Annotated in this window: 10 protein-coding genes; 1 reads left to right on the forward strand and 9 read right to left on the reverse strand. The window is 74.8% G+C overall.

Annotated elements, in window-relative coordinates:
- Nucleotides 1-62: 62 nt before the first annotated feature.
- The 3 genes from ACIQMU_RS15310 to ACIQMU_RS15320 all read right to left on the reverse strand — a co-directional run bounded on the left by ACIQMU_RS15310 (nucleotide 63) and on the right by ACIQMU_RS15320 (nucleotide 1,990).
- A complete protein-coding gene (locus ACIQMU_RS15310) occupies nucleotides 63-401 on the reverse strand; it encodes a zf-TFIIB domain-containing protein (protein WP_356730929.1) in 339 nt (112 codons plus the stop codon).
- Nucleotides 402-466: 65 nt separating this feature from the next.
- A complete protein-coding gene (locus ACIQMU_RS15315) occupies nucleotides 467-1,477 on the reverse strand; it encodes a phosphotransferase enzyme family protein (RefSeq protein WP_402688993.1) in 1,011 nt (336 codons plus the stop codon).
- A 306-nt stretch (nucleotides 1,478-1,783) separates the two neighbouring features.
- On the reverse strand, nucleotides 1,784-1,990 hold the full coding sequence (locus tag ACIQMU_RS15320) for a hypothetical protein (protein WP_352241613.1): 207 nt from the start codon (nucleotides 1,988-1,990) through the stop codon (nucleotides 1,784-1,786).
- 603 nt (nucleotides 1,991-2,593) lie between these two features.
- Here ACIQMU_RS15320 and ACIQMU_RS15325 point away from each other — a divergent pair.
- Nucleotides 2,594-3,994: a serine/threonine-protein kinase gene (locus tag ACIQMU_RS15325; protein ID WP_352241614.1), complete on the forward strand. Its 1,401-nt coding sequence runs from the start codon at nucleotides 2,594-2,596 to the stop codon at nucleotides 3,992-3,994.
- Between the two features lie 170 nt (nucleotides 3,995-4,164).
- On the opposite strand, the gene ACIQMU_RS15330 is transcribed toward ACIQMU_RS15325, so the two are convergent.
- The 6 genes from ACIQMU_RS15330 to ACIQMU_RS15355 all read right to left on the reverse strand — a co-directional run bounded on the left by ACIQMU_RS15330 (nucleotide 4,165) and on the right by ACIQMU_RS15355 (nucleotide 14,024).
- On the reverse strand, nucleotides 4,165-5,055 hold the full coding sequence (locus ACIQMU_RS15330; RefSeq protein WP_352241615.1) for an RNA methyltransferase: 891 nt from the start codon (nucleotides 5,053-5,055) through the stop codon (nucleotides 4,165-4,167).
- Between the two features lie 79 nt (nucleotides 5,056-5,134).
- Complete coding sequence (gene cobA, locus ACIQMU_RS15335; RefSeq protein ID WP_352241616.1) at nucleotides 5,135-6,436, reverse strand: uroporphyrinogen-III C-methyltransferase; 1,302 nt, start codon at nucleotides 6,434-6,436, stop codon at nucleotides 5,135-5,137.
- Nucleotides 6,437-6,754: 318 nt separating this feature from the next.
- A complete protein-coding gene (gene cobT / locus ACIQMU_RS15340) occupies nucleotides 6,755-10,687 on the reverse strand; it encodes a nicotinate-nucleotide--dimethylbenzimidazole phosphoribosyltransferase (protein WP_402688994.1) in 3,933 nt (1,310 codons plus the stop codon).
- A 333-nt stretch (nucleotides 10,688-11,020) separates the two neighbouring features.
- Nucleotides 11,021-12,259 carry a precorrin-6y C5,15-methyltransferase (decarboxylating) subunit CbiE gene (cbiE, locus tag ACIQMU_RS15345; RefSeq protein ID WP_352241618.1) on the reverse strand — a complete coding sequence of 413 codons (1,239 nt, stop codon included), beginning with the start codon at nucleotides 12,257-12,259 and terminating at the stop codon, nucleotides 11,021-11,023.
- A gap of 109 nt (nucleotides 12,260-12,368) precedes the next feature.
- The gene (locus ACIQMU_RS15350) at nucleotides 12,369-13,055 is read right to left on the reverse strand and encodes a GNAT family N-acetyltransferase (RefSeq protein ID WP_352241619.1); all 687 of its coding nucleotides are present in this window, start codon (nucleotides 13,053-13,055) and stop codon (nucleotides 12,369-12,371) included.
- A gap of 102 nt (nucleotides 13,056-13,157) precedes the next feature.
- Nucleotides 13,158-14,024 (reverse strand): MetQ/NlpA family ABC transporter substrate-binding protein, encoded by an 867-nt coding sequence (locus ACIQMU_RS15355; RefSeq protein ID WP_352241620.1) that lies wholly within the window; start codon nucleotides 14,022-14,024, stop codon nucleotides 13,158-13,160.
- Nucleotides 14,025-14,027 lie beyond the last annotated feature (3 nt).

A 14,027-nucleotide genomic window follows, 5' to 3' on the forward strand; every position in this document is an offset into this window, starting at 1 on the left:
TCGTACGGTTGCACGCCTCCGTGGCCCGGCGGCACGGGGACCGCCGGCCCGCGGAGGATCGCTCAGGACGAGAACAGCATCCGGCCGAAGCCCTTCTGGCGGTGGTGGCCGTGGTGCCCGCCGTGCTGCGGTGCGCCCCAGGCGGGGGCGTGGGCGGCGGGAGGATAGGCGCCGGGGGCGGGAGCGGCCGGGTACGCCTGCGGGGCGGGAGCTGCCGGGTAGCCGCCGGGGGCGGGGGGCGCGGGCGGAGCCTGCTGGGACCACTGGGACTCCAGGCGGGTCAGCGACTCCAGCTCGCCGTAGTCGAGGAATATCCCCCGGCAGCCGCTGCACTGCTCGATCTGGACGCCGTTGCGGTTGTACGTGTTCATCTGCGCGTGGCACTTCGGGCACTGCATCATCTACTCGGCTCCTCGCCCTCGTTGTGCCGTCGCCGGAATGCCTGCCCGGCCACGGTCCGTTCACCCTACGACGTGCGGTCGACGGTCAACTCGGGCGGCAGCGTAGCGATTCGGGCACAGGATGCGATCATCAGCTGTTCGAGCTCGTCCGGTTCACGCCGCTCCGCGGCGCCCTTGGCCAGGGCGAGGGCCGCCGTCTGCACCGTCAGCGCGCGGGCCGGGACGTCCAGTTCGGGCCAGGGGCTCCCGGTGGCGGAAACCGCCGGGCCCCCGGCGGACCGGTAGGCGTCCAGGAAGGCGGACCAGTCCTCGGGGGCCAGGAGTCCGGCCGCGTACCAGGCGGCGGGCCGGGCGAGGTCCCAGGCCGGATCGCCGGCTCCCGCGTCGTCCACGTCGATGAGCAGCCAGGGCCCGTCCGGTGCGGGGTGGCGTACGAGCTGGCCGAGGTGCAGGTCCCCGTGACACAGGAAGCCGGCCCTCCGCGCGGGCGCCGGCCCCTCGCCGCGGGCCCAGCCGGGCAGGGCCTGCCAGGCGGTCAGCACGGGCGGGACGGCCGGGTCGCCGGGGAGGGCGGCACGCATCCGGGCGACGGCCCGGGCAGCCTTGGCCGGCCCGCGCATCGGCGGGAGCGGGAACGGGGGTGCCGTCCGGTGGAGGCGGGCGAGCAGCACGGCCGCCTCGGCCCAGGGGGCCGCGTCCGGGTCGGTGGGGTCGACGGGCGTGCCGAGCGGCCAGAGGGTGACCGGGCGCGGGGCGGACGCGGGGCGTCCGGGCGACTCCGGAAGCCCGGGGGCGGAACCGGAGAACTCCGGGTTCTCGGCGGCGGTGAGCGGCGCGAGCAGGATTCCGGCGAGCTGCGGGGCGGCGGCCAGGGCGAGCCGGGCCGCCAGCGCCCCGCGGTCGGTGCCGGCGGCGTGGGCCTTCGCGACGATCGCGCCGCTGCGGACCACCGTGCCGTCGGACCGGTCCGCGAGGACCTCCGGCGGCCCGCACACGCAACGCGTCCTGGCGGGGTGGACGAGGCGGTGCGCGAGGGCGCCCAGGTCATGGACGACTGAGGTCTGGGTGGTGGTCAACGGCTCCCCCGGCGGCGGTCGGCCCGGCCGTGGCACCGGTCCCGCCGTGAGCGTAACGCGGGAGGCCGACCGGGCCGGAAGCGAGCATCCGCCCGGAAGCAGGCCCGCCCGGCGCCGTGCTGCGCACCCGGCGGGGCCGGCCGGGCCGCCGCGTCCGGTGGGAAGCGCACGGGCCCGGACAGCGCGATGCCCGGTCAGCTCCCCAGCTGACCGGACAAACGCTGCCGTCCGCCGCACCCCCGTCCCCACGGGGCTGTTGGCCGGATGTGTGGGTCCGGACCGCTCTTCCGGACCCCCGGGCGCCGCTCAGCGCCCCAGCATCACCGCCACGGACGACGCATGTGTGACCACTGCTTCCCAGCCGCCGAAGACGACCGCGAGCAGGGCCGCCAGGGGAAGGACCATCGCCGTCGCCACCAAGGGGTGACGGGTGCCGGACGAACGGGCGCCGAACGCGGCGTACGCCCTGCGTCCTCGCATACGGACCATCGTCCGCGCTGCCGTGTCCGACATGGTTCCTTCTCCTGACCTGATGGGAAGCGGCGGGCGTGTGACCTCGGGGGACGAGTGCCGCGCCCGCCGCTTGACCTCAACATTAGGTAAGCGGCGAGCACAGGGCGTCATGCCCGCGTACCGAATCCCGGGCCTCCCGGAGGATGAGCAGGCGTCTGCCGGCGTACTCCGCTGGGTGGAGACGGGGCAGCGGAGGTTGGGGTCATCCCGGAGGGGTCGCCCGGGCCTGTCCGCCGCGTGTCCGCCTGCCGTGGAACCCGCCGCGCGGGTGACTTCACTCACGTCCGTCGTCCCGGTCGGCGGCCGGCCCGTCGGGGGCCGACCGGGACGCCGTCGCACCGCGGGCCGGGGCGGTGGTCGCGGCCTCCGCGACGGCCGCTTCCCGGTGTCACCGCGTGGATCCAATCCCCCTTGCCCGGTGGTCCCTTGGGCGGGCCGGACGACCGGGGCGTCCGGATCCGCCGCGCCCTGCCTCCTCTTCGCCTCTCCCGCCGGGCACCGACAATCGAATCCCCGGTGAGGGCGCGGCCTCTGAGCGCGTCGGGCACGGGGTACGTAAGCTGTGCGTCGTCAGGCGGATCAGGCAGCGGGGATGGGCAGACGATGGCGATGATGCGGCTCCGGCGCGAGGACCCGCGTCTCGTCGGCTCGTTCCGGCTGCACCGGCGACTCGGCGCGGGCGGCATGGGCGTCGTCTACCTCGGCTCCGACCGGCGTGGCCAGCGGGTCGCGCTCAAGGTGATCCGGCCCGACCTGGCGGAGGATCAGGAGTTCCGTTCGCGGTTCGCGCGCGAGGTGTCGGCGGCCCGGCGGATCCGGGGCGGCTGCACGGCCCGGCTGGTCGCCGCCGATCTGGAGGCGGACCGCCCGTGGTTCGCGACACAGTACGTGCCCGGCCCCTCGCTGCACGACAAGGTCGCCGAGGAGGGCCCGCTGGCCGCCGCCGAGGTCGCCTCGATCGGAGCCGCGCTGTCCGAGGGCCTGGTGGCGGTGCACGAGGCGGGGGTGGTCCACCGCGACCTGAAGCCGTCGAACATCCTCCTCTCCCCCAAGGGCCCCCGCATCATCGACTTCGGCATCGCCTGGGCGACCGGGGCGAGCACGCTCACCCATGTCGGTACGGCGGTGGGGTCGCCCGGGTTCCTCGCGCCCGAGCAGGTGCGGGGCGCGGCCGTGACGCCCGCGACGGACGTCTTCTCGCTCGGCGCGACGCTGGCGTACGCGGCGATGGCCGACTCCCCCTTCGGGCACGGCAGTTCCGAGGTGATGCTGTACCGCGTCGTGCACGAGGAGCCGCAGCTCCACGAGGTGCACGACGCGCTGGCCCCGCTGGTGCGCGCCTGTCTGGCGAAGGACCCGGAGGAGCGGCCGAGCACGCTGCAACTGTCCATGCGGCTCAAGGAGATCGCGGCGCGCGAGGCGCAGGGGCTGCACGAGAGCCGGCCGCCCGCCCAGCGCTCCGCCCAGAACGCCGACCGGCCGACCGGGCGGATGGCCGATCCGTACGCCGATCAGCAGACCCGCCGTTCGGAAGGGCCGCCCTCCTCCCGCCCCCGGCCGAGCAGGCGCGGGGCGCCCGTGCGTTCGGGGCCGCCGCGCACCGGTGGCTCGCGTCCGCGGCAGGCGTCGCGCGAAACGACGCGTTCCGGGGGGAAGCGGCAGGGCCCGCCGGCCGGGACGAACGGCCGGCCGGGGACCCGCTCCGGGGGCCGCACGACCTCGGCGGGAAGGCGTCCGGCCAATCCGCGGCTGCTGCGCCAGCGGCTGGTGGTGTTCGTCGTGGTGACGCTGCTGGTGGCGCTGGGCATCGCGGCGGCGCAGGGCTGCCAGGGGCCGGCGCGCGGGCTGGGCGGGAACGGGACCGGTGCGGGGACCGAGCAGAGCGACCGGGCGCCGCGGGCTCAGGCCCGGTCGGCGCTGGGCGGACATCAGCGACTGGACGGCCATGAGCGCGCGGAGGCCCGGGACCGGCCCGCCGTCCGGGGGTCGGCGCGGCTGTACTGACGCCCCGTACGGTGCGGCCCTGCGCGCTCAGCTCTCCGGGCGGCCGGTGGCCACCGCGTCGAAGGCGACGGCCGCCGCCGTGCCGGGCTGCGCCCGACGCCGGCCGACAGCGCGCCTCGTGGCGCTTGATCACCGGCGATCCCTTGAGGTGCGGCTCGCAGCGTTGCGGCCTACCGGGGCTTCGTCGCGTAGAAGGCCACGGCGGAGGCCGCGGCGACGTTGAGGGAGTCCACTCCTGCTGCCATCGGGATCTGGACCCATTCATCGGCCGCGCGTAGGGCGCCGATCGACAGTCCATCGCCTTCGGTACCGAGCATGAGCGCCAGCTTCTCGTACCGGCGGGCGGCCAGTTCGTCTATCGAGATCGACTTCTCGCCGAGGCACAGGGCAGCCGTCACGAAGCCGTGCCGGCGGAACAGCTCGACGTCCTCCGGCCAAGAGGTCAGCCGGGTCCAGGGGACGTGGAAAACGGCGCCCATCGACACCTTCACGGCCCGTCGGTAGAGGGGGTCAGCACAGCGTGGCGTGAGGAAGACGGCGTCCACGCCCAAAGCGGCCGCGTTGCGGAAGGCAGCTCCCAGATTCGCGTGATCGACGATGTCCTCGAAGACGGCGACGCGCCGGCTTGCACCTTCGTGCAGCCCCAAAGCCAACACAGCGCCGTCGTCGGTGTGGTCGTTCACCGATTCCATGGCAGCCGTCGGGCGGGCGGTGGCGAGCAGTTCGTCGGGGGCGGGCAGCGGCTTGCGCTGCATGGAGGCGAGCGCACCGCGGTGTACGTGGTAGCCGGTGACCCGTTCGGCCAGCTCGGGGGCGACGGCGTACACCGGGGCCGGGACCTCGTCGATGACGTCCCGCATGACGTCGACCCACTTGGCGGAGAGCAGCATGGACCGCATCTCGTACCCGGTCTGCCGGGCGCGGCGGATGACCTTCTCGCCCTCGGCGATGAAGAGACCTTCGGCGGGCTCTCGGCGTCGTCGCAGCTCGACGTCGGTCAGGCCGACGTAGTCGCTCAGCCGTGGGTCGTCGGGGTCGTCGACGGTGATGAGATCTGCCACAGGGTGATACTGCCTTGTCCGGTGTGTGATGCCAACGCCTGGGATGGAGGTACGTAACCGCGGGTTACATCGCCGCCGGCTACTCGGCCGGGTCCGGGGCGGTCCTCGGTGCGGAGTGCGGGCCGACCGCGACGACCTCGCCGATGACGATCACGGCGGGCGGGCGCACGTCCTCGGCGACCACGCGCTCGCCGACGTCCGCGAGGGTCGCGTCGACCCGGCGCTGGGCGGCGGTGGTGCCCTCCTGGACGAGGGCGACCGGGGTGGCCGGGTCCTTGCCGTGGGCGATCAGGGCGGCGGCGATGGCGCCGATCTTGTCGACGGCCATCAGCAGGACGAGGGTGCCACGCAGCCGTGCGATGGCCTCCCAGTCGACCAGCGAGCGCGGGTCCTCGGGGGCGACATGGCCGCTGACCACGGTGAACTCGTGGGCGACGCCTCGGTGGGTGACCGGGATGCCGGCGGCTCCGGGGACGGAGATGGTGCTGGAGATGCCGGGGACGACCGTGCAGGCGATGCCCTCGGCGGCCAGCGCCTGGGCTTCTTCCATGCCGCGGCCGAAGACGAACGGGTCGCCGCCCTTGAGCCGGACCACGGACTTGCCGGCCTTGGCGTGCTCGATGAGCGCCTGGTTGATCGCCTCCTGGGCCATGAACCTGCCGTACGGGATCTTCGCGGCGTCGATCACCTCGACGTGCGGCGGGAGTTCGTCGAGCAGGTCCCGGGGGCCGAGGCGGTCGGCGATGACCACGTCGGCCTCAGCGAGGAGGCGGCGGCCGCGGACGGTGATCAGGTCCGGGTCGCCGGGGCCGCCGCCGACGAGGGCGACGCCGGGGGCGCGGGTGCGGTGGTGCGGGGCGGTGAGGGTGCCGTCGCGCAGTCCTTCGACGATGGCGTCGCGGATGGCGGCGGAGTGCCGGGGGTCGCGGCCCTGGGAGGTGGTGGTGAGGACGGCGACGGTCACGTTCTCGCTGCGGCCGGTGGCCGGGGTCCAGGCGGTGGCGGCCTCGGCGTCGTCGGCCCGGACACACCAGGTGCGGGTGCGCTCGGCCTCGGCGGAGGCGGCGTCGTTGGCCGTGGTGTCGGAGGAGGCGATCAGGGCGTACCAGGTGTCGGCGAGGTCGCCGTCCTGGTAGCGGCGGCGCTCCCAGCGGATCTCCCCGGCGTCCGCCATGGCCTCGACGGAGGGCGTCGCGGACGGGGAGACGAGCGTGATGACGGCCCCGGTGGCGACGAGCTGCGGCAGCCTGCGCTGCGCGACCTGTCCGCCGCCGACGACGACGACGCGGCGGCCGTGCAGGCGGAGCCCGACAAGGTACGCGGGGTGGTCGGCGCGGTCTGCGTGACCTGCGCGGTCGGCGTGGTCTGCGTGCTCGGCCATGGCGGTACGGGCTCCTCGTGCGGGTGCTGCGTAGGGGCCGCTGCGGCGGTGGAGCGGCTGTGACGTGCGGAAAGCCGGGGGTCCCGGGTGGGGGACACGATACGGGGTGGCGGTGGGCGGGCCCCGGGGGCGGCCCCTGGGGAGGGCGGTCCGGGGCCCGGGCGCCCATCGGGGCCAGGACGCCGGGGCGGGGAGTCCCGATGCGGGGCGGGGCCCCGGTGCCGGGCGGGAGGGGGCGGGCCTCGCGCAGCCCGCCCCCTCCCGGAACCCGGCTTCCCTCCCGGGCCCCGCCCCCGCCCCTCGTGGGCCGGACAGGGGCTACTTCTCCGTCACGCCCGCCGAGTCGAACGTCGCCACCTCGTGCATCGCGCGCGCGGCGCTCTGCACGATGGGGAGCGCCAGGAGCGCGCCCGTGCCCTCGCCCAGCCGGAGGTCGAGGTCGACCAGGGGGCGCAGACCCAGCTTGTTGAGGGCGGCGACGTGGCCGGGCTCGGCACTGCGGTGGCCGGCGATGCAGGCGGCCAGTGCCTCGGGGGCGATGGCTCGGGCGACCAGGGCGGCCGCGCCCGCGCTCACGCCGTCCAGGATCACCGGCGTACGCAGGGAGGCCCCGCCGAGGAGGAAGCCCGCCATCGCCGCGTGCTCCAGGCCGCCGACCGCCGCGAGCACGCCGATCGGGTCGGCCGGGTCCGGCTGGTGCAGGTCGAGGGCGCGGCGGACGACGTCGACCTTGCGGGCGTGCATCTCGTCGTTGATGCCGGTCCCCCGGCCGGTCACCTCGGAGGCGTCGCTCCCGGTGTACACGCAGATCAGCGCGGCCGACGCGGTGGTGTTGGCAATGCCCATCTCGCCGGTGAGGAGGGCCTTGTTGCCCGCCGCCACCAGGTCGCGGGCCGTCTCGATGCCCACCTCGATCGCGGCCAGGACCTCTTCGCGGCTGAGCGCGGGTCCGGTGGTGAAGTCCGCCGTTCCGGGCCGCACCTTGCGGGGCAGCAGGCCGGGGGTCGCGGGGAGGTCCGAGGCCACGCCGACGTCCACCACGCAGACCTCCGCGCCGACCTGGGCCGCGAAGGCGTTGCAGACGGCTCCGCCGCCCAGGAAGTTCGCCACCATCTGCGCGGTGACCTCCTGCGGCCAGGCGGTGACGCCCTGGGCGTGCACCCCGTGGTCGCCGGCGAAGATCGCGACGGCGGCGGGCTCCGGGATCGGCGGCGGGCACATCCGGGACAGCCCGGACAGCTGCGCGGAGATGATCTCCAGCATGCCGAGCGCGCCGGCGGGCTTCGTCATCCGCTTCTGGCGTTCCCACGCCTCGCCGAGCGCCTTCGCGTCCAGCGGACGGATCGCGGAGATCGTCTCCTGGAGCAGGTCGTGGGGCTCGGCGCCGGGCAGGGCGCGACGGCCGTACGTCTCCTCGTGGACGACCCACGACAACGGGCGGCGCTTGGACCAGCCCGCCTGCATCAGCTCGGGCTCCTCGGGGAACTCGTCGACGTAACCGACGCAGAGGTAGGCCACCACTTCCAGGTGCTCGGGGAGGCCCAGCGCGCGGACCATCTCCCGCTCGTCGAAGAAGCTGACCCAGCCCACGCCGAGACCCTCGGCGCGGGCGGCGAGCCACAGGTTCTCGACGGCGAGGGCCGAGGAGTACGGCGCCATCTGCGGCTGGGTGTGCCGCCCGAGGGTGTGGCGGCCGCCGCGGGTGGGATCGGCGGTCACGACGATGTTGACCGGGGTGTCGAGGATCGCCTCGATCTTCAGTTCCTTGAACTGCTTCGCCCGGCCCTTGGGCAGCGACTTGGCGTAGGCGTCGCGCTGGCTCTGGGCCAGTTCGTGCATGGAGCGACGGGTCTCCGCGGAGCGGATGACGACGAAGTCCCACGGCTGCGAGTGGCCGACGCTCGGCGCCGTGTGCGCCGCCTCCAGTACCCGGAGCAGGACCTCGTGCGGAATCGGGTCGCTGCGGAAGCCGTTGCGGATGTCCCGGCGCTCACGCATGACCCGGAGCACCGCTTCCCGTTCGGCGTCGTCGTAACCGGGGGCGGGCGGGGTGAACGGCTCGGCGGGCTCCTCGGGCCGCTGCTCCGTCACGGGCTGCTGAGGCGCCTCTGCCTGCTGGAGTGCTTCGGTGTGCTGAGGTGCTTCGGTGCCTTGCGGAGCTTCGGTGTGCTCGGGCGTTTCGGTGTGCTGCGCGGCTTCGGCCGGCTGCGGGGCCTCGGCCTGTGCCCGCTGGTCGGCGGCCTGTCGACCGGGCTCCGGCAGCTCCGGCGTCTCGATGATCTCGGGGCCGGTGCCGTCCTCGGCGTCGGGCGCGGCCACGTGCGCCGATTCCGCCGCCGTTCCCTGTCCCGGCTCGGCCGAGGTTTCCGGGGCGGGCGCGGCTTCCGGGTCGGGCGCGGGGGTCGCCTCCTGCTCCGGGGTGGGGAGCTGCTGGGCCGTCGGCTCCGGGGTGGGGAGCTGCTGGGCCGTCGGCTCCGGCGTGTCCGCTCCCTCCGTACGCTCCGCCCCGGCCGGGGCCTCCACCACGGGCTCTGTGGACTCCGCGGTCGCCGCAGCCGCCTCCGCGACGGGCTCGGGCGGTACGGGCTGGGACGCGGGCGACCCGGCCACCGGCTCCGCCGCGGCGGGCTCCGGAGTCTCGGCCGCCGCCGCTGTGGCGGGAACCGGCTCGGCGGCCGGCTCGGCGACGGGCTGAGCCTGCTCGGGCTGAGCCACCGGCTCGACGGCGGGCGGGCCCGGCGCCGGGGCCTGGGGTTCGGGGGCGACGGTGTGCGCCGGGACGGCCTGCGCTGCGGGCTCCGGGACCATGGCGACACCAGGCTGCGGCTCCGCCGTCCGGGGTGTGGCCGCCTCGTCCGCCGGGAGCTGGACAGGTGCGACCGCCGGAGCCTCCGGCCGGCCCGCCTCCGGCTCCGGCTCCGGCTCCGGGACGGCACCCGCTCCGGCGGGGGCGGGCTCCACGGCGGCCGGCTCGGGGACGACCGTTTCTGCCGCGACGGCCTGATCGGCGTGATCGGCCGGGGCCACCTGGTCTGCCGGGGCGACCTGGTCCGCGGGGGCCGCCTGGCCCGCCGGGGCGGCCAGGACAGCCTGAGGGGACGGCTCGGGCTGCGCAGGGGCAGCGGACGGCACAGGCTGGTCCTGCTGATCCTGCCGCGCCGAGGGGTCCTGCTGCTCGACCGGAGCCGCCGGGGCGGTCACGGCCACCGGCTCTGTAGGACGAACCGGCTGCTCGGCCTCAACCGGCTGCTCGGTCTCAACCGGCTGCTCGGTCTCAACCGCCTGCTCGGCCTCAACCGGCTGCCCCGCCTCAACCGCCTGCTCGGCCTCAACCGGCTGCCCCGCCTCAACGGGCTGCTCGGCCCCTGGCGGCTGGGCCGCCGCCTCGACGGGCTGCTCGGCCACGACCGGCGGCTCGGCCTCGGGCTGCTCGGCCACGACGGGCGCCGCCTCCGGCTGCCGGGGTTCGACGGCCCCCTCCGGTTCGGGGGCCGCCTCGTCAGCGGTCGGCCCGGCGGCGGCCGGCTCGGCCGGCACCGGCTCCGCCAGGGCCTGCTCCGGCTCCGGCTGCGGCGGCTGCGCCCCCCACGGGGCGCCGGCCTGCGGTGGGATCTCGCCCAGCTGCGGGCCCGGCAGGGCCGAGGAGTCCTCGGGCGGGACGTCGACGTACTCGGGGCCGGTCGTCTGCGGGCCCGCGTGGCGGGCGGGAGTGGCGGTCCGGGTGGCTCCGGCGGGGCCCCGGTCGGCCAGGGAGCGCACGACGCCGCCCTGCGTACCGCCGTACGCCGGGGCCTCGCCGGAGGCCGGCCCCCGGTGCAGGGGGCGACGGGCGGGGGCGGCGGGCGCGTGGACGCCGACGGGTGCGGGGGCCGGCGCCGGGACGCGCACGCCGGCGACGTCCATGGAGCCGGAGTCCCGGCCGCCGGACTCGTGGGTGCCGTGCGTCTCGGCGGCGGGGGCCGCCTGGCCCTGCTGCGCGGGAACCTGGGGCTGCCGCACGCCGTGCTCGGGCGCGGGGGGCTGGGCCACGGCGGCCGGCGGGACGGGCCCGCCCGGCGCGGGGGCCACGGCGCCCTGCTGCTCGCTCCAGGCGCCCTGGGAAGCCGGCATCAGCAGGAGGTCGTCGTCCTCGGGGGTGTGCTCGGAGGGGTCGAGGAAGGTGTGCGTGTCCGGGGCGGGGACGCCCGGCTGCTCCACCATGCCTGCGTTCTCCGGCAGTCCCTCGCCCGGGATCTGGCCGGTGTCAGTCATGCGTACCCCTCGCCCATCGTCAGTGCTCCTTCGGCCCTTCGCCCGGGACGCCGAACCACGGCATGCCGGTGCTCGTCCTCAAGAACGAGCGGGCTCGCCGCGCGGCACGAAACGTCCGCGGAGCTTCCTATTCTCACGGCCGTTCGCCGCCGCGACAGGCAGTTCTGCCACGGCTCACTGTGGACTGCGCCACGTTGCGCGTCCCCCGGGTTGCGTCGTACCACAGTGCGGACCAAAACAGTCCACTTTTCCGGACATTGACGAACGAAGCGACGAACGGCCGGGTGCGGTACAACAATCGGCCAGCCTACCTCCCGCGCCGGGCCCGGCGGGTCAGGGGGCGAGGTCCGAACGGCGCCCGGAGAGCAGGAACACGACCGACCTTTCCCGCTCGGTCCAGGCGGTGGTGTCCAGGTCGACCGACTGGAGGAGCGCGCACTCGACGCGGTAGCCGCCGTCGGTGAGCGCCCCGCCGAGGGCCTCGGCCTCGTCGCGCGTCGAGGCGTGGGTGACGATGCGTTCGGGGCGGCGGTCGGCGACCGCGGTGGCCACCGCCACTCCCCCGCCGCCGATCCGTACGACGTCCGGTTCGGGCAGCCGTTCCAGGACGTGCGGAGCGCGGCCGCGGACGACCTGGACGGGGACGCCGAAGGCCCGGGCGGCGGCCTCGGTGCGGGCGCAGGCGGCCGGGTCCTCGTCCACGGCCAGGACGGCCGCGCCGAATCGGGCCGCCTCGACGGCCAGGGCACCGCTGCCGGAGCCGATGTCCCAGACCAGGTCGCCGGTGCGGGGGCCGAGGCGGGCGAGCTGGGCGGCGCGCAGACCGGGGAACTCCCCCTCGCCGGACTCCTGCATCCGCTCGGCCCCGGCGGCCCGGTAGGCGTCCGCGGGCAGGGCCCAGCCCCGTATCCCCTGGGGGTAGGCGGGCTGGCGGCCGGCGATCCAGGCGCCGGCGGCGGTGGTCTCGGGGCCACCGCCGATGACGATGACGACGTTGGGATCGCGCCAGGCGTGGTCGGCGGCCTTGTCGGAGGTGAGGACGGTGACGCGCTCGCGGTCGGTGCCGAGTTCCTCGCAGATCACGAAGGTGCGGTGGACGCCGTCGAGGAGGAGGGCCAGTTCGGCGGGTCCGGCGCCCGGTGAGGTGAGGACGGCGACCTTGTGGTGGGCCCGGCAGACGTTGACCGCGCGGCGCAGGGTGCGGGGGTGGGCGACGACGATCTGGGCGTCGTCCCAGGGCATTCCGGCCCGTGCGAAGGCTGTGGCCACCGAGGAGACCGCGGGGACGACCTCGACTTCCAGACCGTGTTCGCGGGCGCGGAGCGTGCGGACGACGCCGAAGAAGCCGGGGTCGCCGTCGGCGAGGACCACGGCGCTGCCGCGGTGTCCGGCGATCCTGCGGGCGGCGAGGTCGACGCTGCCGAGGCGGATGCGTTCGGCGGCCGGCGGCACGTGGGGCAGGGCGAGGTGGTGGGGGGCGCCGGCGACGAGCGTGGCGGCCGAGAGCGCGGCCGTGGCCGCTCTGGTCAGTGGCGAGCCGTCCCAGCCGATCACCGTGACCCGGTCGGCCATCGTCGTCTGTCTCCTGGGGTGTCCGAGGGGGCGAGGGGGTGTGCCCGTGCGCGGGGCAGGGGGTGAGAGTACCTGGTCCGGACCTTGGCCCGGCGGGTGGCCTCGGGCTCTACTTCCAGTCGTTGTACGTGCCGTAGCCGCCGGCGTCGGCGAGCTGTTCGGCGACTCCTTCGAGGTCCTCGGGGAGGAGTCCCCAGACGATCAGGTCGGTGCGGATGTCGGTCCAGCCGCCGTCGGTGCCGTTCTCGGTCCGGGTGCGGGCGACGCGGGCGTTGCGCAGGACGCCCTCGCTGATGCAGCCGAGCTTCTGGGCGACCTGCTGGGAGGCGGTGTTGTCGGCGGGGGTGCGCAGCTCGACGCGTTCGAAGCCCTGGTCGCGGAAGAGCCACTCGGCTATGGCGAGCACGGATTCGGTGGCGTACCCCTCGCCGCGGGCCCAGGGGGCGGTGATGTAGCGGACCTCGGTGGCCAGGGTGCGCCAGTCGGTGTTGAGGAGGCGGACGCTGCCGACGAGCCGCTGGGTGAGGAACTCGGTGACGGCGAGGGCGATGCCGTGGCCCGCGGTGCGTTCCGCGGGGGCGATCCTGCGGACCCAGCGTTCGGCGTCGACCTGGGTGTACGGGTTCGGGCCGTCCATCCAGGCGGTGACCATCTCGTCGTTCATCATCTCGATGTACGCGGGGATGTCGGCCATCTCGAAGGGGCGCATCACCAACCTGTCCGTGCTGATGGAGATGGACGGAAAGGTGGTAGTCATGCGCAGCTCCATGCCGAAGACCGGGTAAAAGCACAGCATGCAGCATCGGGCCGGCGTTGTGCATGGGCGGGTCGACACCACGGAGCCCCGCACCGTCCGGGGGGACGGTGCGGGGCTCCGATGGCAAGTGCCGGGCGGGTGTCAGGACTTGGCGGGCGCGCCGAAGGCCGGGACGATCGAGCCCTGGTAGGTGTCCTCGATGAACTTCTTGACCTCGTCGGAGTTGAGGAGCTTCGCGAGCTTCTCGACGCGCGGGTCCTTCTCGTTGCCGTCCTTGACCGCCAGGAAGTTGGCGTACGGGTTGCCCTCGGCCTTCTCCAGGGCGAGGGAGTCCTTGCCGGGCTTCAGTCCGGCCTCGATGGCGTAGTTGCCGTTGATGACGGCGGCGTCCACGTCGTCCAGGGCGCGGGGCACGGTGGCGGCCTCCAGCTCCTTGAACTCCAGGCCCTTCTTGTCGGTGATGTCGCTCAGCCTGGCGCTGGTGCCGACGCCGTCCTTGAGGGTGATCAGGCCGTTCTCGGCGAGCAGCTGGAGTGCCCGGCCGCCGTTGGTGGTGTCGTTGGGGACGGCGATGGTCTGGCCGGACTTGATGTCCTTCAGGTCTTCGACCGTCCTGGAGTAGAGGCCGAGCGGCTCCAGGTGCACGTCGACCACGGGCACGATGGTGGTCTTCTGCTTGGCGTTGAAGTCGTCCAGGTAGGGCTTGTGCTGGAAGAAGTTGGCGTCGACCTGGCCGTTCTGGGTGGCGGTGTTCGGCAGGACGTAGTCCGTGAACTCCTTGACCTCCAGCTTGAGGCCGTCCTTCTCGGCCAGGTTCTTCTTGACGAAGTCCAGGATGTCGGCGTGCGGTGTCGGGGACGCGGCGACGACGAGGGCCTTGGAGGTGTCGGCGTTCGCGCCGGTCCCGCTCTTGGCGGCCGGGTCGGAGTCCGTGCCGCAGGCGCTCAGACCCAGGGCGAGGGCGGCGGCGGAAGCGACAGCTGCGGTGATCTTGATGTTGTTGCGCACGAA

Source organism: Streptomyces sp. NPDC091649, assembly GCF_044756785.1.
Classification (GTDB): Bacteria; Actinomycetota; Actinomycetes; order Streptomycetales; family Streptomycetaceae; genus Streptomyces.

Coding starts and splice junctions, on each gene's coding strand:
- ACIQMU_RS15310 (WP_356730929.1), bottom strand. CDS start 401: ATGATGCAGTGCCCGAAGTGCCACGCGCAGATGAACACGTACAACCGC.
- ACIQMU_RS15320 (WP_352241613.1), bottom strand. CDS start 1,990: ATGTCGGACACGGCAGCGCGGACGATGGTCCGTATGCGAGGACGCAGG.
- ACIQMU_RS15325 (WP_352241614.1), top strand. CDS start 2,594: ATGGCGATGATGCGGCTCCGGCGCGAGGACCCGCGTCTCGTCGGCTCG.
- cobA (WP_352241616.1), bottom strand. CDS start 6,436: ATGGCCGAGCACGCAGACCACGCCGACCGCGCAGGTCACGCAGACCGC.
- cobT (WP_402688994.1), bottom strand. CDS start 10,687: ATGACTGACACCGGCCAGATCCCGGGCGAGGGACTGCCGGAGAACGCA.
- cbiE (WP_352241618.1), bottom strand. CDS start 12,259: ATGGCCGACCGGGTCACGGTGATCGGCTGGGACGGCTCGCCACTGACC.
- ACIQMU_RS15350 (WP_352241619.1), bottom strand. CDS start 13,055: ATGCTGTGCTTTTACCCGGTCTTCGGCATGGAGCTGCGCATGACTACC.